The organism is Oceanobacillus sojae (assembly GCF_007991515.1).
GTDB lineage: Bacteria > Bacillota > Bacilli > Bacillales > Amphibacillaceae > Oceanobacillus > Oceanobacillus sojae.
On sequence record NZ_BJYM01000001.1, the window covers coordinates 180,623 to 205,224 of the forward strand.

Genomic DNA, 24,602 nt, shown 5'->3' on the forward strand with positions numbered 1-24,602 from the left:
CAAATGCCTATAGATTCGTAATAGCTTATGTTTTAAGAAATCATTTAATATTATATGTAAAGCTCTGAGTATATAAAAACCCGAAGACGCCAGAGAACGAATTCGGGTTTTTATAAAGCTATTCTGCTTTCTTACATATTCGCAACAGTTGGTAAGGAAGTAGCTCCCATTAGATATTCATCAACCTGATAAGCTACCTCTCTCCCCTCATTAATCGCCCAGACAATTAAGCTCTGACCGCGGCGCGCATCTCCTGCTGCAAACACATTATCTTCTGTTGTTAAAAACTTTCCGTATGCTGCAAGCACACGATTTCTCATTGTTTTCACCCCAAAAGCATCTAAAACGGGCTCTTCAGCACCTTCAAATCCAATAGCAATTAAAACAAGCTGTGCCGGCCAGATTTTTTCTGTTCCGGGTATTTCCTCGAAAAAGAAGACGCCATTTTCATCCTGTCTTTTCTCCATTTGAATGGTATGCAGCTCTTTCAGATTTCCTTTTTCATCTGTTACAAACCTCTGCGTCTGAATAGAGTATTCACGGATATCCCTGCCGAACTTTTCTTTCGCTTCTTTGTGCGCATATTCTAAACTGAATACCTGCGGATAAGCCGGCCATTGATTTTTTTCAGCCCGTTTAATTGGGAGCTGTGGGTGCTTGCCGAATTGTACAATACTTTTAGCACCTTGACGAATTGCCGTTGCAATGCAATCTGCACCAGTATCTCCACCGCCAATAACAATAACATCTTTTCCATCAGCGTTTAATTCATCTTCCAATTCAATATTATTATCAAGGAGTTTCTCCGTTGAGCGGGTCAGATAATCCATTGCAAAGCGTACTCCTTTTCCATCTCTGCCTTCTAAAGGCAGATCACGATGCTTCTGGGCACCGGTACAGAGAATAACAGAATCAAAGTTTGCTTTGATTTTTCCTGCTGAAATATCCTTGCCTACCTCTGTATTTAAAACAAAGTGAATGCCTTCCTGACGAAGTAGCTGAATACGTCGTTCAACAACGCTTTTTTCCAGCTTCATATTAGGAATTCCATATGTTAATAATCCGCCGGCACGATCAGCGCGTTCATAAATCGTCACTTCATGACCTGCTTGATTCAGTTGATCCGCTGCTGCTAATCCAGCTGGACCCGACCCAATAATAGCAACTTTTTTTCCGGTACGTACATCAGGAATTCTCGGCTCAATCCAGCCTTCTTCAAAGCCTTTATCAATAATTTTCTGCTCAATATTTTTAATTGTTACGGCAGGATCATGAATCGCTACTGTACAGGAACCTTCACATGGTGCCGGACAGACTCTGCCGGTGAATTCAGGGAAATTATTTGTTTTCATCAACCTGTCTAATGCTTCTCTCCATCTGCCTTTGTATACAAGATCATTCCATTCCGGGATCAGGTTATAGACAGGACAACCAGATGTTGCTCCTTCTATTTCCATACCAATATGACAAAAGGGAATACTGCAATCCATGCAGCGTGCCCCTTGTTCTCTTGCTGAATTGTCAGAAAAAGAGCCAGCGTATTCTTTCCAGTCTTTCATCCGTTCCAGCGGTTCACGCTCACTTGCAGTTTTTCTTTTAATTTCCATAAACCCTGTTGCTTTACCCATTTACTCTGGCTCCTTTCTCATTCCTGATGATAGATTCTTTATCTAAGTTCACAGTCATTTTTTGATTTTTCTTTGCCATAAATGCTTCATAACGAGCTTCTTCTAAGCTTAAGCCTTGCTCTTTAAACCATTCAATCTGCTGAAGCATTAATTTATAATCTGTTGGAATAACTTTTATAAATTTCTTTACTTCTTCCTGCCAGTTCTTTAAGATAAATGCTGCTTTTTCACTGTCCGTGTAATCCAAGTGATTAATAATTAAATCCTTCACTTCCTCCTGTTCCTTTAGATCAGTTATTTCTTCAAACTGGATCATTGCCGTATTTGTCAAGGACTTAAATGCAGAAATATCGTCTGGTCTTATATAAGAGATACCACCCGACATTCCAGCAGCGAAGTTTTTGCCGACGTTTCCAAGGATAACAACCCGACCGCCTGTCATATATTCACAGCCATGATCACCAACACCTTCTACAACTATTTTTGCGCCACTGTTTCTGACTGCAAAACGCTCGCCCGCATAGCCTTGGATATATGCCTCTCCACCTGTTGCACCATAGAATGACACATTTCCTGCAATAACATTATGACTTGGATTAATCGTTGAATCCTTTGGAGCACGAACAATCACTTTACCACCGGAAAGCCCTTTACCAACATAATCATTGGCGTCACCAGTAACTGTCATTGTCATACCTGATGGGATAAAAGCACCGAAGCTCTGGCCGGCAGATCCTGTGAAATGTAAATTAATTGTATCCTCCGGCAGGCCTTGTTCCCCGTATTTCGCAGTAAGCTCACTGCCGACAATTGTACCGGTAACACGGTCTGTATTTCTAATCGGAAAGCTTGCTTGCATTGCTTCCCCTGTCTCTAATGCGTCTTGAACGACAGGCAAAATTTCTTTTAAATCTAAGGATTGGTCTAACTGATGATCTTGCCCGGCTGTATTTCTTTTCGTGCCTTCCGGCTGATAGACCAAGGTTGATAAATCAAGATATTTCGCTTTCCAATGTGTATCCGCACGATGGGATCTTTCCAAATATTCGGTATGGCCAATCATCTCATCCATTGTCCGGAAGCCAAGCTCTGCCATAATTTCACGAACTTCTTCAGCGACAAATTGCATATAATTCACAACATGATCTGGATCTCCGGTAAATTTTTTACGAAGCTCCGGATTTTGTGTTGCGACACCAACTGGACAGGTATCCTTATGACAGACACGCATCATCACACAGCCGACAACAACTAGTGGTGCTGTAGCAAATCCGAATTCTTCCGCTCCAAGCAATGCTGCAGTTACAACGTCTTTTCCAGTTAACAGCTTACCGTCCGTTTCTAAAATAACCCGATCTCTAAGACCATTTAACATTAATGTCTGATGTGCTTCTGCTAATCCTAATTCCCATGGAAGACCAGTATGCTTAATACTTGTTTTGGGTGATGCTCCTGTTCCGCCATCATAACCGACAACAGAAATAACATCGGCATTTCCTTTAGCTACCCCTGCAGCAATCGTCCCAACGCCTGATTTTGCTACCAGCTTAACACTTACTCTGGCTTTTCGGTTAGCATTTTTCAAATCATGAATCAACTGCGCCAAATCTTCAATAGAATAAATATCATGATGCGGCGGAGGAGAAATTAAATCAACGCCCGGTGTTGATCTCCGTACATCAGCAACCCATGGATAAACCTTTTCGGCCGGCAACTGACCGCCTTCACCAGGTTTTGCTCCCTGCGCTACTTTTATTTGCAGCTCTTTTGCATTTACTAAATAGTTGCTTGTCACTCCAAAACGGCCGGATGCTACCTGTTTAATTGCACTGGAACGCAAATCACCGTTGGCATCAGGAGTAAATCGAGATTTGTCCTCCCCGCCTTCTCCGCTGTTACTTTTACCGCCGAGACGATTCATCGCAATCGCCAATGTTTCGTGCGCCTCTTTACTAATAGAACCAAATGACATCGCACCTGTTTTAAAGCGTTTGACAATAGATTCAACCGATTCTACTTCTTCAATGGATATAGGTTCTGTTTTCTTGAAATCAAATAGATTTCGCAAAAAGCCGATACGTTCTTCATTCGATTCTTTAGAAAATTGCTTGAACAGCTTATAATCGCCTCGTCGGCAAGACCATTGTAATTTATAAATTGTAGAGGGGTTAAATGCATGATGTTCACCAGTTTTGCGCCACTGAAAATCACTTCCTGAATCAAGCAGCTGACTAATTGCTTCCTGATATCCTTCATGGTGACGTTTTTCTGTTTCCAGCTGTATCACATCAAGTCCAATTCCATCAATTTGTGAAGCCGTCCCGGTAAAATGTTCTTCTATAACCTGTTTACTGATCCCGACAGCTTCAAAAATTTGTGCACCACGATAACTCTGCACAGTCGAAATCCCAATTTTGGACATTACTTTGATAATACCTTCCGTAGCAACTGCAATATATCTTGCCTGAGCTTCTTTTGGATTTAAAGCCAATTGGCCAGATTCGAAAGCCTGCTGGTATGTCTGATAAACCAGATATGGGTAAATCGCATCCACGCCGTAGCCAAGCATTGCTGCAAAATGGTGTACCTCACGCGCTTCACCTGACTGGATAATGATACTTGCTTTCGTACGGATACCTTCACGGATTAGATATTGATGCAGCCCGCTTACCGCCAGTAATGCGGGTATTGCTTTTCGCTCTTGATCCATTTCTGTATCACGCAGCACAAGAATATTTTTCCCATTCAGAATAGCAGTTCTTGCTTGTTCAAATACTTGATTTAACGCCGCTTCCATATTATCCGTAAACAAAGTATCAATAATTGCTGTCTGTAAACCATTGATTTCATTATTTACTATCTTTCTCATTTGTACATTTGATAAAATAGGTGAATCTAATCGTATCCGTTTTTTCTTTTCTGTTTCCGGATGAAGAATATCTCCTTCACTTCCGAGCCACGTCAGCATTGAGGTCACTAATTGTTCGCGATAAGCATCAATTGGAGGATTCGTTACCTGGGCAAAGAGCTGTTTAAAATAATTAAATAAACTTTGCGGACGCTCCGATAAAACAGCTAATGGAGCATCATTTCCCATGGCTCCGATTGGATCTTTTTCATCCTGCACCAACGGAATTAAATACTTTTCAATATCCTCCAGAGTATAACCGAATGCTTTCTGTTTATGGAACAATTGCGGGTCCATTTCTCTGCTTTCGTCAACCTCTGGGTCCAGTGTTATAGTTTGCTCCTCCACCCAGTTCTGATAAGGGTGTTCATTTGTAATGGCCGATTTTATTTCTTCATCAGAAATAATTCTTCCCTGCTCGATATCTACTAATAACATTTTCCCCGGACTCAACCGTTCTTTTAATAAAACATTACTCTCTTCTACATCAATCACACCAACTTCGGAGGAATAAATAATATAATCATCTTTTGTTACATAATACCTTGCCGGCCGCAAACCATTTCTGTCTAAAATAGCCCCAATTTGCTTTCCATTCGTAAAAGTGATGGATGTCGGTCCGTCCCAGGGCTCCATCATTAGGCTGTGATACTGGTAAAAAGCACGTCTTTTCTGTCTCATATGTTCATTTTTATCCCAAGGCTCAGGTATAAGCATCATCGCTGCATGCGCAGGCTCTCTTCCTGCCAAAGTTAAAAATTCCAGCGCATTATCCAGTGTTGCTGAATCACTGCCGTCACTCCGGATAATTGGCAACAGTTTTTCTAAATCATTACCAAATGCGTCAGAAACAAATTGTTTTTCTCTTGCTCTCATCCAATTCACATTTCCACGTAATGTGTTAATTTCGCCATTATGGATTAAATAACGGTTCGGGTGCGCCCTTTCCCATGATGGAAATGTATTTGTACTGAACCGGGAGTGTACGAGTGAGAAAGCGGAAATAAAATCTGCTTCCTGTAATTCTAAATAAAATCCATTTACCTGCTCTGGAGTCAGCAGGCCTTTATATACAATTGTTCTGCTGGAAAGGCTGGGAACATAAAAACGAATATTTCTTTCTTCTGCCCAATGCTCTGCTTGCTTACGGATAACATATAACTTTCTCTCAAAATCCATTTCATCGGCAGTTGCATTTGCTTGAATAAATACTTGTTTAATTTCCGGAAGTGTTTCAACTGCCCCCTTTCCAATACAAGACGAGTTAACGGGTACGCTTCTCCAGCCAATTAACTGCTGCCCTTCTTGAGTAATTAAAGCATTTACTTTTTCCATTACTTCAAGCTGTTCCTGCTCGCTTTGAGAAAGAAAGACCATGCCAACCGCATATTCTCCAGCTGGTGGAAGCTTAAAGTCCCGACATACTCTTCTGAAATATTGATCAGGAATCTGTACCATTAATCCAGAACCATCACCAGTCATTGGATCGCTGCCCTGTCCGCCACGATGCTCCAGCTTACAAAGCATACTCAATCCTTTTGTAACAATGTCATGAGTCTGTTTTCCTTTTATATGTGCATATAAGCCAATTCCACAGGCATCGTGTTCAAAATCCGGTTGATATAGCCCCTGCGCTTTTGGCAAATTATGAAATACCATTCTGTGTTCCTCCATTCCGTATACATTAAAAGTGGGTAAGATACATTTTATGTTTTTTTATCTATCCAAACAATATATAATAAACATAATATTAATCTAATTTTGATATGAGGTGGAAATATGGAACTGCGTCAATTGAAATATTTTGTTGCGGTAGCAGAACGGGAACATGTATCAGAGGCTGCATTGGAACTGCACGTTGCCCAGTCGGCAATCAGCCGGCAAATTTCAAATTTAGAAAATGAATTAGGAGTGCAGCTTTTTGAAAGGGTCGGGAGAAATGTACATTTAACATCTATCGGAAAAATATTCTTAACACATATAAAATCTGCTTTAAAGGGGTTGGATTATGCGAAAAAGCAGGTGGATGAATATCTGGATCCTGAACGCGGCTCGATAAAAATCGGATTCCCAACAAGTCTGGCAAGCAACCTCTTGCCAACCGTACTATCAGCTTTTAAGAAAAGCTATCCAAATATCCGATTTCAATTAAGACAGGGCTCTTATAATTTTTTAATTGAGGCAGTCAGGAACAGAGAAATTGATTTAGCCTTTCTTGGTCCTGTACCCGATAATCAACCTGATATTATTGGCAAGGTTCTTTTTATGGAAAATTTTTATGCCCTTATTCCCAGTTCTCATCCTAAATCTGCAGAAGAAAAAATTTCTGCACAAGCTTTAGAACATGAAAATTTCGTGTTGTTTCCTGAAGGATATGTACTTCACCAGCTTGTTATTGATTTTTGCATCCGTTCAGGCTTCACACCAAATATTTATTCTCAGGGCGAGGATTTAGATGCTATTAAAGGACTTGTAGCAGCCGGAATGGGGATTACTTTGCTTCCAGAAAGTGCTTTTAATGATTTAAACACTGCTTACAGTTCTAAAGTAGCGATTGATAACTCCCCTTTAAAACGGACAGTCGGGATTATTATTCCAAAAAACCGTAATCTCGCCCCTTCTGAAATGGTTTTTTATAATTTTATTCAGGATTATTTTGGGGTTGGGGAATAAAGAAAAATGAAAAACATCGCTTAAAATGATAGATAGCAGATATAAAAACAGGCTTCTATTTGTTTTTCAAATAGAAGCCTGTTTAAAAACTCTCTTATAATCTATAATTTACGAACCATTTTTATAATAACATCTGCTGCATTCTTTGCAGCTTTTTCTAAAAATACGTCAAAGGAAACAGATGATTTTTTTCCAGCAATATCGGACAGTGCCCGAATAATAACAAACGGTGTCTTATACTGGTAGCATACTTGCGCAATTGCAGCAGCTTCCATTTCTAAAGCCAGCATTTCCGGAAACCGTTCGCGGACAACAGCTATTTGATCTTCTCTTTGCATAAATGAATCACCTGTTGCTATAATACCAAATTCTGCCTGGATATCTGATTCCAGAATAACTCCGCCTGCTAATTTAACCAATTCTGGTGAGGCCGTATAGGATGCCGGCATGCCGGGAACTTGTCCATAATCATAACTGAATGCTGTTGCATCTACATCATGATGTAATACCTCTGTGGAAATAACAACATCACCTACATCCAAATTTTCAGCAAACCCTCCAGCAGATCCTGTATTAATAATTTTATCAGGATTAAATCGTTCATGCAGGATAGTTGTGGACATTGCCGCATTTACTTTTCCAATACCCGACAGCAGAAGAACAACTTTTTTTCTTTCCAGATAACCTTGATAAAAATAACTATTTGCAATTTCGATTTCTTGTATATCTGTCATTTTTTGTTTCAGCAATTCAATTTCTTCATCCATTGCTCCAATAATTCCTATCGTCATCTTCATCCTCCATTACTGTCCTGCATCGTTTTCAATCAGCTTTTCTACCTTTGTCGGCTGCCAGCCTTCCCCGTCTACCCAATCTAAGAACACACGATAAAACTCTGAGCTGCTTGAATCAGAAACCGTGGCAATTACTTTGTCAGGGCCATTATTTCCAACCCAATGTTCTATCATACCATCTTCACTTAAACCAGTAACCAAGGAGGTTGCTTTTTTTATTTCAACACGATCCTGAGATCCATTGCTAAAGTCTGTATTATGCTCTCCTTCTTGCTCTGTACCTACAGGATCCCAGTCGCCAGTATATGCTTCTGAAACATTATCATCTGATGGTTCAGCAGATTCCCTGTCTTCGTATGAATTATCTTCTTCATTTTCGTCCTCGTTGTCATCATCTTCTTTGGACGCATCCTCGTCTTTATCTTCATCTTCATTTTCTTCGTCTCTATTCGCATCCTCATTATCATTTTTATCTTCATCATTTGAATCAGGATCAGTTATTAGAAAGCCATTATCATCTTCTCCGCCGCCTTCTTCACCATTATCTCCCTCGGACGTATTTTCAGATGCATCAGATTCAGTACCTTCATCAGCTGTATCGTTTCCGCCAAATACCCATATCGCAAGGAAGACCACTAAAACGACTCCTGCAGCAATGGATAGAATGGTAATTGCATTTGTATTTTTTCTTCTTTTTTCAAATTTGTTTGATCTTGTTTGATTCACCAAGTACTCCCCCTAACTACAACTATTTGTATTATACTATCATATCGAGTTTAACAATCCTTGTCTATTCAATTTTAGCATAAAAATGCTGTTTGTTTCTTCTATAAACTAAAGTATTGATAGAACAAAGTGAAGATGAGGATTTTACTATATATTAAAAATTCAACTATGTAATACTATTCGTACAGATTCTCTGATTTTTAACGTTTTAGGAATAAAAAAAGCAGGCAGCTGAATATGACAATCCTTGAACAAAAATGTATATATTCGAGGATGTTACACATATCTTATCAGTAATAACAAAACTTACAGCTTAATTAATGCAGCTGTAAGTTTTGTTATTACTTAAGTATAAGTTCTTGAAAATCCATTCTCTAATCAGAGCGCTTACTATACATCATTTAAGATTCAGAATAAAGAACTGCTAAGCAAACGCTTTCCAATTTTTAATCTACACTTGTTATTCGTACTTCAATATCTCCGGCAGGTGTAGCTACTGTAACTTCCTGTCCAATTTCCTGCCCTAACAAACTTTTAGCCATTGGCGAATCATTGGAGATTTTCCCTTCAAATGGGTCAGCTTCTGCACTTCCAACAATTGTGTAAGTTTCTTCATCACCATCAGGTAATTCAATAAAAGTAACTGATTTACCCAATGAAACAACATCTGGGTTTTCATTATCATTCTCGATAATTACTGCATTGCGGATCATTTTTTCTACTTGTGTAATACGCTGTTCTACAAATGCCTGTTCATCTTTAGCAGCATCATATTCAGAGTTCTCAGACAGGTCTCCAAAATCACGAGCCACTTTTATTCTTTCAACGACCTCTTGCCGACGGTCTGTTTTTAAATAATGTAGTTCTTCCTCTAACTTATCTTTCCCCTCTTGTGTCATGTAAAAGCTTTTTTCTGCAGCCATTTTCTATACACTCCTTCTCGTATCATTTCTTTTCAGGGATAAACGCAGCATATTTTTGACTCAAAACTGATTTTAAAAACTAACCTGCCGCTTATTTCCCATGTATATAAATTAATTAATAAAATTGGCTATATAGCTTATGTGCTAATTCTTGAAAATATACTAATCAATACTATGGCAGATATTACCTAAAATATCAAGAAAAATAATTACCTATTTGAATTCTTTATTAAGATATTTTCTATTTTAGATGCCATAATATCTACTGCAACATGGTTTTCTCCGCCTTCTGGAATGATTAAATCTGCATATCTTTTCGACGGCTCAATAAATTGCATATGAGCCGGACGAACCACTTGAATATATTGATCAATTACTGATTCTAACGTTCTGCCGCGCTCTTTAATATCTCTTAACAGGCGACGGACAATTCGTAAATCAGCATCTGTATCAACAAATACTTTTATATCCATTAAATCAACCAGATTGACATCTTCCAAAATCAATATTCCTTCAACAATTATTACTTCTTTCGGTTCAACATGAATCGTTTCTTTTGAACGGTTATGGACTTTATAATCATAAACCGGCTTTTCTATAGGTTTATATTCCAGCAATTGTTGCAGATGCTCTACTAATAAATTATTGTCAAACGCTAATGGATGGTCATAATTTGTTTTCAACCTTTCCTCAAATGGGAGATGCGACTGATCCTTATAGTATGCATCCTGTTCAATAACTAGTATTGACGTCTCTTTAAAACGGTTGCAGATAGATTTTGTTACTGAAGTTTTTCCACTCCCGCTCCCGCCGGCTACGCCTATTACAATGGGTTTATCTTTTTCCATGCTATTATCTCCTTACATTTCTCATCTCTTATAGCTAATGGAAACACCATCATCAATCGGTATAATAGACGTATGATAATCTGGATGATTCATTAGCATTTCATTGTACGCTTTTAATTTTCGCACTAAAGTTTTATATTTTTTAGGCGCTTCTCCACCTGAATAAACCATCCCGCGAAATAATACATTATCTGTAATTAATATACCGCCAGAAATGAGCATTCTATCTGCCAAGTCAAAATAAGATTGGTATTGCCCTTTCGCAGCATCGATAAAAATAACATCGAACTGTTTCTTCTTTTCAGCTAAATCCTGCATGACATCAGCAGCATCACCTAAGATTACGTCGACCTTGCTATTACGCTTCTGCTTTTGAATATTTGTAATAGCTTCATAATAACGTTTCTTATCTTTTTCAACGGTAATAATTTTGGCATCTGGTGCTCCCTCTAACATTCGCAATGCAGAGTAGCCAATTGCTGTACCTACCTCTAAAATAGATTCAGGCTGCTGCATGGTTAAAACAAGATTAATCATATGCATGCTGTTTCGATGAATGATTGGAACATGATTTATTTCTGCATATTTTTCAAGCGCTTTTGCAGAATCCGGTGAAGCAGGCAGCAAGTTTTCCAGGTAATTTTCTATTTTTTTATCCATTTCATCATTTCCTTTAAGTTGCAAAGCATTAAATTTATTCTATATGTGCTTATTCATGGTCAAAAAAAGCATATTCATTTTCCCGCACAGAGAGTGTGCTGATCCTCAGCATTCCCATAAATTCTATACTTTCCTAATCTGTAAAAAAGAAAACGGAACATGGGGAAATTCTCCATAAGTCCGTTTAAGGGTTGTTCAAGCTGACACTTCTAATCATCTATTTGAACACACTCTTTAATTTATATATTTTTCCCGGTTCTTAACATGTTCGTCAAACGTTTCAGCAAAGTGAATATTTCCATCTTCATCATGTAAGAAAAACAGGTAATCTGAATCTTCTGGAGACACCACTGCTTTCAAAGAGTTTTCCGCAAAATTCGATATTGGGCCTATTGGTAAACCATCAACTACATATGTGTTATATGGTGACTCTACCTCTAAATCCTCAAAGGTAACAACAGCTTGATGTTCACCTTTTGCATATAATACGGTTGGATCAGTCTGCAGCTGTATACCTTCATCCAAACGATTATAGAATACACCGGCAATTTGCGGCCGCTCCTCTTCATGGGCAGTTTCCTTCTCCACAACCGATGCAAATGTTATCGCTTCGTGCGGTGTTAAATCCCGCTCTGCAATTTCACCTTCATATTGCTGGAAAATAGAATTTGTTTGTTCGACCATACGATCTATTATCGATTCAATGGTTGGTTCTTCTTCATAAAAATCGTATGTCGAAGCAAACATATACCCTTCTAAAGGAGTACGAATTTCGTCATCTAAAATATCCTCCGTTAATAAGGAAGGATATTTTCCCATTAATTCTTCAATAAAATCAGGGTCATTAGCAACCTCTAAGAAATCTTCCTTGGAAAAATCAAGCTGCTTACTGTATATCTCAGCAATTTGATCAACTGTCAATCCTTCAGGAATTGTTACAGTATGTACAGCATCAACAATAACTCTTCCATGCTGCAATGATTCAATAATTTCATCCATATTCATCGCTGTATTAAAAGTATAGTTTCCAGCTTGGAATTCGTTCACATTATTAAATTTTGTATAGAAACGGAACACACGTGCATCTTTTATAATTCCATTTTCTTCAAGAATACCAGCTATCGTTGAGCTGGAAGATCCTATCGGAATTTCCACTTCTACCTGGGTTGAGTTATCTTCGTCAACGGGCTCCAATGCCGAATTAATATATATATATCCTGAGATACCGCCGATTATTATAATAAGAGTAAAACACACAATAATAATTGCTACAATTTTTCTAACTTTAGATGCTTCTTCTCCTCTTTTTATAAGATTCTTCTGGAATCCATTATGTTTGTCATCTTTTGACACCATGTACCCCCCTTTCATCCGCTTTATTATACTAAATCCATATAAAATTATCCAATATTCCTGTTATTTTATTTCATACTTCTTTATTTTAAACAGAAATTTTTATTTTCATAAGGAATTTTGGAGAAAAATATATTTTTTGCAGACATAGAAAGGTTAATATTATTTAAAGCCAGACTTGTAAAAAAATAAAGACATCGTAAAAGAAAGCTGATGTCACAAAACGTGAACATCAGCTTTCTTATCTTTTTTTTACTCTTCTTCTTCTGCTAATGTGTTTAACATTTCCTCTACCATATTCCATTCATCGTCAGATTCAATAGGGTATAATGTGTAATCTTCATTTTCCTGTTCCTCATAGCGGAATGCATACACCTCTACCTCTTCATCCTCTGCCTGTTCAGCAGGTACGACAGCTATATAAGATTGTTCAGTTTCATCCACATCGAATGTGAAGAGTACTTCGAAAAGATGCTCATCACCGTTTTCATCTGGGATAATAATTCGTTCTTTTTCCTCTAACGCCATTAAATAACGCCTCCTTTTGAATCAAGATAACCCTGCAAAATCATTGTAGCTGCCATCTTATCAATTACTTTTTTTCTTTTTTTCCGGCTCATGTCTGCTTCTAAAAGAACACGTTCAGCCGCCATTGTCGTTAAACGCTCGTCCCATAATACAACAGGTAAATTATATTTTTCTTCCAAATAAGCAGCATAACGCTCTGAAGCTTCGCCTCTTTCGCCAATCGAACCGTTCATGTTTTTAGGCAGACCAACAACAACCCGGGATACTTCACTATCCTCTATAATGGTTTGAAGTTCTTTATCCGCAGAACTGAACTCGTTCTCATCCCAATAAATAGTGGTTAGTCCTTGTGCTGTCCAGCCAAGAGCGTCACTAATTGCAACACCTATTGTTTTTGAACCTACGTCTAAACCTATTACTTTCATGAATTCTCCTTATTCTGTTCTAGATAAAACTTTACAAGTTCTTCAATAACTTCATCCCGTTCAACTTTACGAATCAAATTACGAGCATCATTATACCTAGGAATATAAGCAGGGTCACCCGATAATAAATAACCGACAATCTGATTTATCGGATTGTATCCTTTTTCCTGTAATGATTCATGAACAGTCAATAAAATTTTTTTAATGTCCTGGTCAAATGGTTCTTCGGAAAAGTTGAATTTCATTGTTTTATCAATTGAACTCATAATGACACCTCGTCCTTCGTTAACCTTCTTCATCTATTCTAACATGTTTATCTCTATCATTATACTTATTTACAAGAAAACATACAACCAATGATTAGGCATTTGTCGCTTCTGTTACATAACTTAAAGCACTTTGTAATGCTTCTGTAACCTTAGATGGGTCTTTACCCCCAGCTTGTGCCATATCTGGACGGCCGCCGCCGCCGCCGCCACAAATTGTTGCAGCCTGTTTTACCAGGTTACCGGCATGAAGGTTTTGTTTCATCAAATCTTTTGTTACCCCTGCAACAAGCTGTACTTTATTATTATGCACAGCTGCAAGCAGAATTACACCTGATTCTATTTTTTGTTTTAATTCATCTACCATCGAACGTAATTGATTCATATCTTTCACATCAACTTGTTTAGCTAATACTTTTACATTATTTACCTCTTTTATTTCATCTAAAATAGAAGATGCCTCTAAATTAGATAATTTAGCTTGTAAAGAATCTACATGCTTTTGTGTCTCTTTTAATTCCAATTGTAACGAAGACACTTTTTGAGGAATTTGTTCATCTTTTGCTTTTAATAATGCGCCAGACTGCTTCAACAGTTCAATCTTGTTGTTTAAATAGTTATATGCTTCTTTGCTTGTTACAGCTTCAATCCTTCTTGTTCCTGCACCTATACCGCTTTCTGATACAATTTTAAACAATCCGATTTCTGCTGTATTACCAACGTGACATCCGCCGCATAATTCAATACTGTAATCGCCGATTTGAACAACACGGACAATATCTCCGTATTTTTCCCCAAACAACGCCATCGCACCCATTGCTTTAGCTTCTTCAATTCCTTTGGTTTCAATGAAAACCGGCAATGAATCCCATATTTTTTGATTCACAATTTTTTCGATTTTTTCCAGTTCCTCGTCGGTTACACTGCTGAAATGAGAAAAATCAAACCGGAGACGGTTAGGCTGATTTAAAGAACCTGCCTGATTAACATGTGAACCGAGTACATCTTTTAATGCCTGATGCAGTAAATGTGTAGCTGTATGATTTTTAATGACATTTGTACGGAACTCCCGTTCAACGACAGCTTTTACTTCCTCAGAAACGGAGAATATGCCTTTCTTTACTTCTATCCGATGAATATGTTGGCCGTTTGGTGTTTTTTGTACATCTATAACTGCAGCAAGAGAATTCTCTGTCTGAATCGTACCAATATCAGCAACTTGACCGCCACTTTCAGCATAGAATGGTGTTTCTTTCAACAGAATAAATGCTTCCTGTCCAGCAGCTGCTGATTCCACAACTTCTTTCTCCTGAATAATTGCTTGAATAACTGTTGTTCTTTCCAGCTCAGAATATCCAATAAACTTGCTTTCTACATCAATAGTTGAAAAGACTGTATCCTGAACCTGCATGGAGTCAATTTTTTGACGTGCATTTCTTGCTCTTTCACGCTGAAGCTTCATTTCATTTTCAAAGCCTTCCTGATTCACTGTAAATCCAAGCTTTTCAACATATTCTTCTGTTAATTCCTTTGGAAAACCATAGGTATCATATAAACGGAATACTTCTTCTCCAGGAAATATACTGCTTCCTTTTTCTTTTTCCGTCTCAATGAGCTTCGTCAGGATTTCTAAACCGTCATTTAAAGTTTCATGGAAACGTTCTTCCTCTACTTTAATAATTTTTTGAATGTAGTCTGTTTCTTTTACAACCTCTGGGTAGAAATCCTTCATGATTTCAGCTACTACCGGAACCAGGCGGTACATAAAAGCTTCATGAATATTAATATCCTTCGCAAAACGTATAGCACGGCGAATCAGTCGGCGCAAAACATAACCTCTGCCTTCATTAGACGGCATCGCACCATCTCCAATTGCAAAGCTGACTGTCCTGATATGGTCAGCAATGACTTTAAATGCGGTATCAGCCGCTTCATTTTCTCCATATTTGCTGTCTGCGATCAATTCCGTTGCCTGGATAATCGGCATAAATAAATCCGTTTCATAGTTTGTAGGCACATCTTGAATAATGGAAGTTAATCGTTCCAGGCCCATCCCTGTATCAATATTTTTCTTAGGAAGTGGCGTATACGTATCATCCGGGTTATGGTTAAACTGAGAAAATACCAGATTCCAGACCTCTAAATATCTGCTGTTTTCACCGCCTGGATAAAGCTCTGGATCAGCAGGGTCATTTCCATAGCTTTCTCCTCTGTCATAGAAGATCTCTGTGTTTGGTCCACTTGGTCCTTCTCCAATATCCCAGAAATTCTCTTCTAATCGAATAATGCGTTCTTTTGGCAGACCTATTTTTGTAAGCCAAAGATCATAAGCTTCATCATCTTCCGGATGAACAGTAACAGATAATTTCTCTGAATCAAAGCCAATCCACTTTTCATCCGTTAGAAACTCCCATGCCCACTCAATCGCTTCTTCCTTAAAATAATCACCAATTGAGAAATTACCCAGCATCTCAAAAAATGTATGATGACGAGCTGTAAAACCAACATTCTCAATATCATTTGTCCGTATAGCTTTTTGAGCATTCACTATTCTTGGATTATCAGGAATGATCCGGCCATCAAAATATTTTTTTAATGTCGCCACACCGCTATTAATCCATAACAGCGTAGGGTCATCATGAGGTACTAAAGAAGCACTGGGCTCTACCTGATGCCCCTTCTCTTTAAAAAAGTCAATAAACATTTGCCGAATTTCTGCAGAACTCAATGATTTCATTATATTTTTCCTCCTTTTTAGAAAAGCGCAAGCCGCGCCCGTTAAAAAACGTAGAGATTACGCCCCCCGGTCTTTTGGGGGTGGTTTTCCTTTACTTAGGAGATAAAGGAAACATGCCCCTTTAGGGGTATGCCGACGTTAGGCTTCAGCCTGCTTTTAGTCGGTCTTCCTTCACTTTAAACCGATATTGACTTTCACCCGCAAGGCATAAGTGCGGCGGTTTTGATGGGACGAGTAATCGCAGTCCCAGTCCCGACTTTACCTCTGTCTACGCCTGGCGGCTTGACAATCGCTAAGTCTTCTTTTCACCCTCCCGGGCATAAGTGCGACTTTACCTCTGTCTACGCCTGGCGGCTTGACAATCGCTAAGTCTTCTTTATCGTAGGGCGTGACGTGAAATCTCTAAAGTTTGGTGCTCGGAGCTAGACAGTACAAAACAAAAAATCTCCTCTCTGCATCATTGCAGGGACGAGATTTCGCGGTACCACCCTTATTATGAACAAATTATATGTTCATCACTTTATTCATTATAACGGTATGATACCGACGGGGATTAGCCGTACTCCAATGCAGCTTTCCATAACAATATAATTAGGAGTCCTTTCAGCCGGGGGATTCCCTCTCTTGAAATATCATGTCATGTACTTAACATCTTCAACGTGATTTGCGTGATTATTTTTTGTTGTTTGTGTGATTATAGCGTTATTATATTGATTTTTCTGCTGTATGTCAATTTTTCTTCTTTGCAATCAAATTCTTAGTGTAGAAGTCATACTGCCAGTTACACTGTGGATAAGCATGTGTTTCAGCTTAACCGGCTTTTGAAATTTGATATTGCTGAATCAGTACTTTTAACATTGTAAAAACAGGAACAGAAATTACCATGCCTATTACACCGGAAAGCTGTCCACCCAATAACAAGGCAAAAATGATACCGATTGGATGAATTTTCACTGTTTTCCCCATAATGTACGGAGATAATAGATTGCTTTCGATCAATTGAATCACAAAGATAATTATAATAACGAATAACGCTTTTTCCGGCTGTACCATATAAGCAACTGTTACGACTGGAATGGCCCCGATAATAGGCCCGAAATAGGGAATGATGTTCACGATTGCCAGAATAATTCCCAACAATAAAGCGTATGGTAAATCTAACCAAATCCAGCATAGGGTAGAGATAACACCAACTGCTGCACTGATAATGAACTGCCCACGAATATAGCCGCCCAGCCCCTTACTTATTTCCCTGCATACATTTCCAGTTTCATTCCGATATTTATAAGGAATAAAACGTAATAGAAATGATTTAATAAAAGGATAGTCCTTTAAGAAATAAAATACTAGAACAGGAATTATGGTCAAGAGTATGACAGCGTCCATCATTCCATTAAATCCACCGATGATTTTCCCTGAAAAATTGTTCATCGTGTTCTCTAAGGATTGAATGAATATATCCATCCTGTCATGTACTGTCTCCGGCAGGAAAGAAGTAGAAGTGTACATTTTATTTAACCCGTTCTGATACAGCTCAATAAATTCAGGGAAATTACGGCTCATTTCCTTCATCTGCTCCACCATTAATGGATAAGCACGATAGATAGCATAGCCGGCACCTCCAAAAAAAAGGACATAAATAATTAGCACTGCTATGCCGCGATGAATACGGTACCTATGCAGCCATTCAATCAATGGATGCAGCAGGAAAGCCAAAATCCCCGCAATTAAAAAAGGAAGCAACAACTTACCAATAAAGGAAAAAAATGCTCCATAATAGGGTTTTGTAATCGCTAAAAAATATAAAAGAATAAAGGAAAGGATAGCAATTACTAAGTAATAGACAACTTGCTTCGCTTTTATTTTTTTCCACATAAGAATCACTCCCAGTCCATGGTAGTGTAACCAAGAGGCTGGGAGTTTATAATAAACTTCTCTCTTCTTTTGAAAATAAATCATCTAATGAACTGAGCGTCCCGTCCGCTTCTATCTGATGGATGTGTAATTCCTTTCCAGACACAGTTAATTCAATGGAGCACACCCAGCAGTAATAGCTTGTAGGACTTAATTTTCCAATTTGTTTTTCCCGGCAATTTGGACATTCCAGCATACTTCTTCATTCCTTTTCTGCTAAATCAGTCCAAGTATTGCCCTAAACAGAATTTTTTATACACTTAATCCATAAAATCATATGGAGATAATTCTTCTTCCGGTATATCTTCTACAGCTTCATATTCCTTATTCTCTGCTTTTTGATTGGCTAACTGAATATTTAACATTTCCTGCAATGAAGTATACCTCCGATTCGTATCTTCTGTTTGCACACCTTTAATAAAAGCCTCTTTTTCGCCACAGATAATCAAAGACTCTTTTCCCCTGGTAATTGCTGTATATAAAAGATTTTTTCGCAGCATACGATGATGTGAATAAACAACGGGAAGAATGACAATTGGAAATTCGCTCCCCTGCGACTTATGAATGGAGATACAGAATGCATGAGTAAAGTTATGATAATCTTTCCGGATAAAGACAACTTCTTTATCTTCAAAAGCAATCACTATCTGCTCTTCATTATCGACATTTTCTTCTGCTTTAAAAATGGCAACAATTTCTCCAATATCTCCATTATATATGCCGTCTTCCGGCTGGTTAATTAACTGGATCACACGATCGCCGACACGATAAACAACGTCTTGAAAAGCAATCTCCCGTTTCTTCTCTCCGGGGGGATTAATTAACTGCTGTAATGCTTCATTAATCGCATGAATTCCGGCCTGCGAACGATACATTGGCGAGAGAACCTGGATAGAAGCAGGGTCAAGACCTTTTTTCTCTGCTTTATCAATAATGGATGTCAATACATCGACCATCTGATAATCACGACAAGAAATAAAGCTGAAATCCCGTGCATTTTCCAAAGAATTTTCATTACAGCTGGCATGTTTAATTTCATGGGCAAGCTGAATAATCTTAGAACCTTCTTTTTGACGATATACATCCCTTAAAGAGATGACAGGCAAAACTTCGCTTTTCATTAAATCTGTTAAAACCTGGCCTGGTCCAACTGATGGAAGCTGGTCTTCATCTCCAACCAGGATAATTTGCATTGTATCTGGAATGGCTTTAAACAGATTATTTGCCAGCCATGTATCTACCATGGAAAATTCATCCACTATAAGCAGCCTTCCTGATAATGGCTCATGTTCATCTTTTTCAAAATTACCCATGCCATTCCAGCCAAGCAGCCGGTGAATTGTGACTGCCGGCAAACCGGTAGATTCCGACATCCGTTTGGCTGCCCGGCCTGTAGGAGCTGTTAAAATAAATGGAAAACTGTCTTTATTTTTATAATCCGATAGATTTAAAGAAAGCTCATGAATCTTCGCAAAAGCCTGGATGATACCAGTTATAACTGTTGTTTTTCCAGTCCCCGGCCCGCCTGTTAAAATCATAATTTTAGAATGAATCGCCTGGACAATAGCATCAAATTGCTCTTTTCCATAGCTTAATGACTCTTCTTCTTCAATATCGCCGGTTATTTTCAACAGCTCTGCTAAAGGCACCTCATCTTCTATAGGTTTTGTCAGTATTTTTTTCAGACTTGCTGTAAAGTTGTCCTCTGCGTAATATAATGAAGGCAGATATACTCTTTCATCGATCATGATGATTTTTTTCTCCGTATTCAGCTGCATCATAACATCAGAGACAGAGCTTTTATCCGAATGGGGAAGATGAAGTAAGTAAATAATTTCCTGCACACATTTTTCAAATGGAAGATAAACATGCCCTGCTTGTATACTTTGCTGCAGGACATAGATTACCCCAGCACCGATACGGCTTTCATGTGTATGAGAAATACCTTGCTGAGAAGCTATCTGGTCTGCCATTTTAAAGCCAAAGCCTTCAATATCAAACACAAATTGATACGGATCTTTTCCAAGAACCTCCATGGCGTTATCACGATAGGTCTGAAAAATTACCTGGGCCATCTTCAGTCCAATTCCGTAGCCTGATAATTGAACAGCAACCCGCTCAAAGCCTTGGTTTTCTCTTAAACGATCTGACAAACGTTTTCCTGTTTCCTTTGATAATCCAGAAATCCCATCTAAAACAGAAGGGTTATCCATAATTTTAGAAACAGCCTTTTCTCCCAGCTCCTCCACTATCTTTAGTGCACTTTTTTTCCCGACACCGTAGAATAAATCGCTGGATAGGTATTGAACAAGTCCATCCTTTGTTGTCGGCATAATAGTTTCATAGGACTGAACTTTTAATTGTGATCCGTAGCGGGGATGCTTTTCCAGCGCTCCATAAAAACGATAGGCTGTCTGCTCCTGAAGCTGATCAAAATAACCTTTTACAATGATTTCTTTATCTTCATAGTCAAGGTTTGTCTTTGTGATTTTAATTAGGACGATAGAAAAATGCTCTGCTTCGTTACGAAAAATAGTATTTAATACGCTCCCCGTTACAAAAGGCAGTGCTTCCTTTGCTTCTACCTGGTTTTCCATGCTGATTACCCCTTATTTATCATCAAATTGCTCCATATACTGTAACGCAATTTCCTTTCCGTTTGCAGCCAGCACATGATCAGACTGTAATTCAAGTGCTTTTTCAAAATGGTTTAAGGCTTGTTCTGTTTTTTCATGGAATAATGCAATCACGCCCAGATTATAATAAGCATCGCTGTGCTCGCTATTTAATTCAAGTACTTTTTCAAATGTTTTTTGGGCTTCATCTAAAATTTCTCCCTGTGCAAGAGAGAGTCCGTATTGAAATAGATAACTTTCGTCCTGTGAATCAAGTTCTGTCGCCCGTAGCAAATATGGCAGAGACAGCTTCCATTGTTCCTGGTTTCGGAAGCACATACCCAGCATGAAGTAAGCATCTGCTTCTTCAAGTCCCAATTCAATTGCTTTTAGAAAGCTTTGTTGTGCTTTCCCAAAGTCTTCCTGATCAAAATAAAGATTACCTAAACCATAGTATGCTGTTGCAGCTTTTTCATCCAATTCAATAGCACGCTTCAAAAAACGTTCTGCCCGTTCCATTTCATTCAGCTGCATTAAAAGATTGCCGAAATTAATATATCCCAATGGGTCATTTGGAGATTCTTCAATTACCTCATTAAACAGCTTTGCTGCTTCTTCATACTTTTTTTCATTTAGCAGTGTAATTGCCTGCTGATTCTTATCCATTCATAAACCACCCTGCTAGCCTACATATTGTAATGCTTTATTGTCTTTTATAATTTCATCGATTGTTCCGCCGCCAAGGCATATATCCCCTTGATAAAATACAACAGCTTGTCCTGGTGTAATTGCCCGCTGGCTGTCTTTAAATACAACATATGCTTTATTATTTTTTACACTTACTGTTACTTCTGAATCCTTTTGACGATAACGAAATTTCGCTGTACAAGTAAAATTGTCCTCGATCTGATCCGGTTGAACCCAATTTAAATCCGTTGCAACGAGTGCATCAGAGTATAGATATTCATTATGATAGCCTTGTGCAACATATAAATAATTGTCTTTTAAATTTTTCCCTACGACAAACCATGGGTCTCCGGAACCGCCGATTCCAAGCCCTTGACGCTGGCCGATAGTATAGTACATTAATCCATCATGTGTTCCTTTTTCTATCCCGTCAAGTGTCATCATTTTCCCTGGCTGTGCAGGTAAATATTCGCTGAGAAAGCTTTTGAAATTTCTTTCTCCAATAAAACAAATTCCTGTGGAATCTTTTTTAGCTGCTGTAACCAGACCATAATCTGCTGCAATTTTTCTTACTTCCGGTTTAGGCAGATGACCTAAAGGAAACATAACTTTTTCTAATACATCTGAACTAAGCTGATTTAAAAAATAAGTCTGGTCCTTATTATCATCAGCTCCGCGAAGCATTTGAATTTTCCCGTCTTCGTTTCTTGCCACTTGAGCATAATGCCCTGTAGCTAAATAATCAGCGCCTAAAGAGAGCGCATGGTCAAGAAATGCCTTGAATTTAATTTCTTTATTACACATAACATCCGGGTTAGGCGTTCTTCCGGCTTTATATTCATCCAGAAAATAAGTGAACACCTTATCCCAGTATTGTTTTTCAAAGTTTACCGAGTAATATGGAATATCTAATTGATTACATACCCGGACAACATCATCGAAATCTTCCGTAGCCGTACAGACCCCAAATTCATCTGTATCGTCCCAATTTTTCATAAAGATACCAACCACATCGTATCCTTGTTCTTTTAATAATAATGCTGCAACGGAAGAGTCGACTCCGCCGCTCATTCCAACTACAACACGTATATTTTTATTATCTTTCATTGTCGCCCCTCCTTTAACTTGTTAATCTTTTTACAATACTTGCAACTCTTGCAGCTGCTTCTCTCACATTATCTTCAGTATTCGCCAATCCAAAGCTGAATCGGATAGAATTTGTAGTAATTGGACTATCTGAACCATACATTGCAGATAAAACATGGGAAGGCTCTACACTACCTGCAGTACACGCACTGCCGCTCGAGGCTGCGATGCCGCTCAAATCAAAATTTGCAAGTAATGCTTCTACATTTGTTCCTGCAAAGCTGACATTCATAATAGATGAAACTGTCTTCTCCTGGTCTCCATTTATACTGAAAGCAATACCCGCTTCTGTAAATGTTTCTATTAAAATTTGTTTATATTTTTGATACCTTTCGTTTCTTATCTGTTTTGTTTCCATTGCAATATTAGAGGCTAATTCAAAACCGGCTACGGATGGAATATTCTCTGTTCCAGGCCGGCGCTTTCTTTCCTGCTCGCCGCCAAATTGAACAGGAGTCATCTTAACTCCTTCTTTCACATACAAAAAACCAATTCCTTTTGGACCGCCTATTTTATGCGCGGATACCGTTAATAAATCAATACCCTGCTCATGCACATCAATATCGACCAGTCCATAAGCCTGAACGGCATCTGTATGAAAATATGCCTGGTGATTCTTCAATAAATCTCCAATTTCATCGACAGGCTGGATAACACCTGTCTCATTATTTACATACATAATAGAAACAAGGATTGTATCATCTGTTAAAGCTGCTTCAACATCTTGTACAGAAACCAGCCCTGCCTCATTTACTGGTAAATATGTTACACGGAAGCCTTGTTTTTCTAATTTTTCTGCAGTGTGCAAGGTAGCATGATGTTCCTGAATAGAGGTGATAATATGATTGCCCTTATCCTGATTAGCTTCTGCAACGCCTAAAAGAGCCATATTATCCGCTTCTGTACCGCCACTGGTAAAGATTATTTCCTTTTCATTTGCACCAACTGAGGCGGCGAGAACACGCCTTGATGTATCCAGCTGCTGTCTTGCCTTCCGCCCAAAGGAATGCACACTTGATGCATTGCCGATGATATCTTTATATACAGGGATCATCGCTTCAACCACTCCATTTGCCATAGGAGATGTAGCGGCATGGTCTAAATAAATTGCTTCCATGATTCAAAATCCTTTCTTCCCATTAAATATAAAACATATATGCCTCGCGCGGGCCATTATCACCCTCGTCATAATTTGCCAAATCTTCCAGAGTTGTTTTTTCCAATACATCTTTCACTGCATCTCTGATTTGCATCCATAAAGATGCCTGCGCCGGCTTTTCATTTTCCATACCTTCCACAATTGTCAAAGGCCCCTCCAGCACACGGATAACATCACCGGCTGTAATTTCATCCGGTTTTTTCGCAAGCTGGTATCCACCATATGCACCCCGTATACTTTTGATTAGGCCGGCATTTCTTAATGGTGAAGCCAGCTGCTCTAAATAATGCTCTGATAAATCATTATCCTTTGCAATAACTTTTAGTGAAATTGGACCGTTTCCTTCATTTTTTGCCAAGTCTATCATTATTGTCAGTCCATATCTTCCTTTTGTTGAAATCTTCATTATATACACCTCAATTTTTTAAACTATCATCTGCCATTTATATATTATTTAATCTATATAATGTACTAAATAAGCAAAATTATTGGAATCCCCTTGTAACTGTCGGATTGCTTTTCCAGAGCTTGAGATTGCTCACCTGCCGTAATCCGCCGTATTGCTTACGGTCTGGTAATTATTTAAGTCATACACATACAGAAAAAAGAATA

20 protein-coding genes and 1 other annotated feature are annotated in these 24,602 nt (G+C 38.5%); of the genes, 1 reads left to right on the top strand and 19 read right to left on the bottom strand.

Features of this window, described 5'->3' with window-relative positions; all coding sequences use genetic code 11:
- Positions 1–131: 131 nt before the first annotated feature.
- Both OSO01_RS00950 and gltB read right to left on the bottom strand, forming a co-directional pair.
- Positions 132–1,628, bottom strand: a complete 1,497-nt coding sequence (locus OSO01_RS00950) for a glutamate synthase subunit beta (RefSeq protein ID WP_147207864.1) — start codon at positions 1,626–1,628, stop codon at positions 132–134.
- The gene (gene gltB, locus OSO01_RS00955) at positions 1,621–6,195 is read right to left on the bottom strand and encodes a glutamate synthase large subunit (protein ID WP_147207865.1); all 4,575 of its coding nucleotides are present in this window, start codon (positions 6,193–6,195) and stop codon (positions 1,621–1,623) included. The genes OSO01_RS00950 and gltB overlap by 8 nt, the downstream gene beginning before the upstream one ends.
- Before the next feature lie 120 nt (positions 6,196–6,315).
- Here gltB and gltC point away from each other — a divergent pair, with 120 nt between their 5' ends.
- On the top strand, positions 6,316–7,209 hold the full coding sequence (gene gltC, locus OSO01_RS00960; protein WP_147207866.1) for a glutamate biosynthesis transcriptional regulator GltC: 894 nt from the start codon (positions 6,316–6,318) through the stop codon (positions 7,207–7,209).
- Positions 7,210–7,310: 101 nt separating this feature from the next.
- Here the strand turns inward: gltC and mtnN are convergent, their stop codons facing one another.
- The 17 genes from mtnN to cymR form a co-directional block, all read right to left on the bottom strand.
- Positions 7,311–8,000 carry a 5'-methylthioadenosine/S-adenosylhomocysteine nucleosidase gene (mtnN, locus tag OSO01_RS00965; RefSeq protein WP_147207867.1) on the bottom strand — a complete coding sequence of 230 codons (690 nt, stop codon included), beginning with the start codon at positions 7,998–8,000 and terminating at the stop codon, positions 7,311–7,313.
- 12 nt (positions 8,001–8,012) lie between these two features.
- Positions 8,013–8,729, bottom strand: coding sequence for a YrrS family protein (locus tag OSO01_RS00970; RefSeq protein ID WP_246144995.1), 717 nt, complete (start codon positions 8,727–8,729; stop codon positions 8,013–8,015).
- 446 nt (positions 8,730–9,175) lie between these two features.
- On the bottom strand, positions 9,176–9,652 hold the full coding sequence (greA, locus tag OSO01_RS00975) for a transcription elongation factor GreA (RefSeq protein ID WP_077603122.1): 477 nt from the start codon (positions 9,650–9,652) through the stop codon (positions 9,176–9,178).
- A gap of 209 nt (positions 9,653–9,861) precedes the next feature.
- On the bottom strand, positions 9,862–10,500 hold the full coding sequence (gene udk / locus OSO01_RS00980; RefSeq protein ID WP_147207869.1) for a uridine kinase: 639 nt from the start codon (positions 10,498–10,500) through the stop codon (positions 9,862–9,864).
- A gap of 21 nt (positions 10,501–10,521) precedes the next feature.
- Positions 10,522–11,160, bottom strand: a complete 639-nt coding sequence (locus OSO01_RS00985; protein WP_147207870.1) for an O-methyltransferase — start codon at positions 11,158–11,160, stop codon at positions 10,522–10,524.
- A gap of 234 nt (positions 11,161–11,394) precedes the next feature.
- The gene (mltG, locus tag OSO01_RS00990; protein WP_147208067.1) at positions 11,395–12,513 is read right to left on the bottom strand and encodes an endolytic transglycosylase MltG; all 1,119 of its coding nucleotides are present in this window, start codon (positions 12,511–12,513) and stop codon (positions 11,395–11,397) included.
- Between the two features lie 252 nt (positions 12,514–12,765).
- Positions 12,766–13,041: a DUF1292 domain-containing protein gene (locus OSO01_RS00995; protein WP_077603126.1), complete on the bottom strand. Its 276-nt coding sequence runs from the start codon at positions 13,039–13,041 to the stop codon at positions 12,766–12,768.
- Entirely contained in the window at positions 13,041–13,466 is a 426-nt protein-coding gene (ruvX, locus tag OSO01_RS01000) for a Holliday junction resolvase RuvX (RefSeq protein WP_147207871.1), read from the bottom strand. The genes OSO01_RS00995 and ruvX overlap by 1 nt, the downstream gene beginning before the upstream one ends.
- Entirely contained in the window at positions 13,463–13,732 is a 270-nt protein-coding gene (locus OSO01_RS01005) for an IreB family regulatory phosphoprotein (RefSeq protein ID WP_077603128.1), read from the bottom strand. The genes ruvX and OSO01_RS01005 overlap by 4 nt, the downstream gene beginning before the upstream one ends.
- Before the next feature lie 94 nt (positions 13,733–13,826).
- Positions 13,827–16,469 (bottom strand): alanine--tRNA ligase, encoded by a 2,643-nt coding sequence (gene alaS / locus OSO01_RS01010; RefSeq protein ID WP_147207872.1) that lies wholly within the window; start codon positions 16,467–16,469, stop codon positions 13,827–13,829.
- A gap of 461 nt (positions 16,470–16,930) precedes the next feature.
- Positions 16,931–17,136 (bottom strand) — a binding site (T-box leader).
- 143 nt (positions 17,137–17,279) lie between these two features.
- A complete protein-coding gene (locus OSO01_RS01015; protein WP_147207873.1) occupies positions 17,280–18,344 on the bottom strand; it encodes an AI-2E family transporter in 1,065 nt (354 codons plus the stop codon).
- Between the two features lie 46 nt (positions 18,345–18,390).
- Entirely contained in the window at positions 18,391–18,579 is a 189-nt protein-coding gene (locus OSO01_RS01020) for a YrzR-like zinc ribbon domain (RefSeq protein ID WP_077603131.1), read from the bottom strand.
- A gap of 64 nt (positions 18,580–18,643) precedes the next feature.
- Complete coding sequence (gene recD2 / locus OSO01_RS01025) at positions 18,644–20,980, bottom strand: SF1B family DNA helicase RecD2 (protein WP_147207874.1); 2,337 nt, start codon at positions 20,978–20,980, stop codon at positions 18,644–18,646.
- Positions 20,981–20,992: 12 nt separating this feature from the next.
- A complete protein-coding gene (locus OSO01_RS01030; protein ID WP_147207875.1) occupies positions 20,993–21,664 on the bottom strand; it encodes a tetratricopeptide repeat protein in 672 nt (223 codons plus the stop codon).
- 15 nt (positions 21,665–21,679) lie between these two features.
- On the bottom strand, positions 21,680–22,792 hold the full coding sequence (gene mnmA / locus OSO01_RS01035; RefSeq protein WP_147207876.1) for a tRNA 2-thiouridine(34) synthase MnmA: 1,113 nt from the start codon (positions 22,790–22,792) through the stop codon (positions 21,680–21,682).
- 13 nt (positions 22,793–22,805) lie between these two features.
- On the bottom strand, positions 22,806–23,948 hold the full coding sequence (locus tag OSO01_RS01040) for a cysteine desulfurase family protein (protein WP_147207877.1): 1,143 nt from the start codon (positions 23,946–23,948) through the stop codon (positions 22,806–22,808).
- Between the two features lie 22 nt (positions 23,949–23,970).
- Positions 23,971–24,396, bottom strand: a complete 426-nt coding sequence (gene cymR, locus OSO01_RS01045; RefSeq protein WP_077603136.1) for a cysteine metabolism transcriptional regulator CymR — start codon at positions 24,394–24,396, stop codon at positions 23,971–23,973.
- Between the last annotated feature and the right edge of the window lie 206 nt (positions 24,397–24,602).

Bases quoted from the DNA above. Each gene is read 5' to 3' on its own strand.
- OSO01_RS00950 (WP_147207864.1), bottom strand. From the start codon at position 1,628: ATGGGTAAAGCAACAGGGTTTATGGAAATTAAAAGAAAAACTGCAAGT.
- gltB (WP_147207865.1), bottom strand. From the start codon at position 6,195: ATGGTATTTCATAATTTGCCAAAAGCGCAGGGGCTATATCAACCGGAT.
- gltC (WP_147207866.1), top strand. From the start codon at position 6,316: ATGGAACTGCGTCAATTGAAATATTTTGTTGCGGTAGCAGAACGGGAA.
- mtnN (WP_147207867.1), bottom strand. From the start codon at position 8,000: ATGACGATAGGAATTATTGGAGCAATGGATGAAGAAATTGAATTGCTG.
- greA (WP_077603122.1), bottom strand. From the start codon at position 9,652: ATGGCTGCAGAAAAAAGCTTTTACATGACACAAGAGGGGAAAGATAAG.
- udk (WP_147207869.1), bottom strand. From the start codon at position 10,500: ATGGAAAAAGATAAACCCATTGTAATAGGCGTAGCCGGCGGGAGCGGG.
- OSO01_RS00985 (WP_147207870.1), bottom strand. From the start codon at position 11,160: ATGGATAAAAAAATAGAAAATTACCTGGAAAACTTGCTGCCTGCTTCA.
- OSO01_RS00995 (WP_077603126.1), bottom strand. From the start codon at position 13,041: ATGGCGTTAGAGGAAAAAGAACGAATTATTATCCCAGATGAAAACGGT.
- ruvX (WP_147207871.1), bottom strand. From the start codon at position 13,466: ATGAAAGTAATAGGTTTAGACGTAGGTTCAAAAACAATAGGTGTTGCA.
- OSO01_RS01005 (WP_077603128.1), bottom strand. From the start codon at position 13,732: ATGAGTTCAATTGATAAAACAATGAAATTCAACTTTTCCGAAGAACCA.
- alaS (WP_147207872.1), bottom strand. From the start codon at position 16,469: ATGAAATCATTGAGTTCTGCAGAAATTCGGCAAATGTTTATTGACTTT.
- OSO01_RS01015 (WP_147207873.1), bottom strand. From the start codon at position 18,344: ATGTGGAAAAAAATAAAAGCGAAGCAAGTTGTCTATTACTTAGTAATT.
- OSO01_RS01020 (WP_077603131.1), bottom strand. From the start codon at position 18,579: ATGCTGGAATGTCCAAATTGCCGGGAAAAACAAATTGGAAAATTAAGT.
- recD2 (WP_147207874.1), bottom strand. From the start codon at position 20,980: ATGGAAAACCAGGTAGAAGCAAAGGAAGCACTGCCTTTTGTAACGGGG.
- OSO01_RS01030 (WP_147207875.1), bottom strand. From the start codon at position 21,664: ATGGATAAGAATCAGCAGGCAATTACACTGCTAAATGAAAAAAAGTAT.
- mnmA (WP_147207876.1), bottom strand. From the start codon at position 22,792: ATGAAAGATAATAAAAATATACGTGTTGTAGTTGGAATGAGCGGCGGA.
- OSO01_RS01040 (WP_147207877.1), bottom strand. From the start codon at position 23,948: ATGGAAGCAATTTATTTAGACCATGCCGCTACATCTCCTATGGCAAAT.
- cymR (WP_077603136.1), bottom strand. From the start codon at position 24,396: ATGAAGATTTCAACAAAAGGAAGATATGGACTGACAATAATGATAGAC.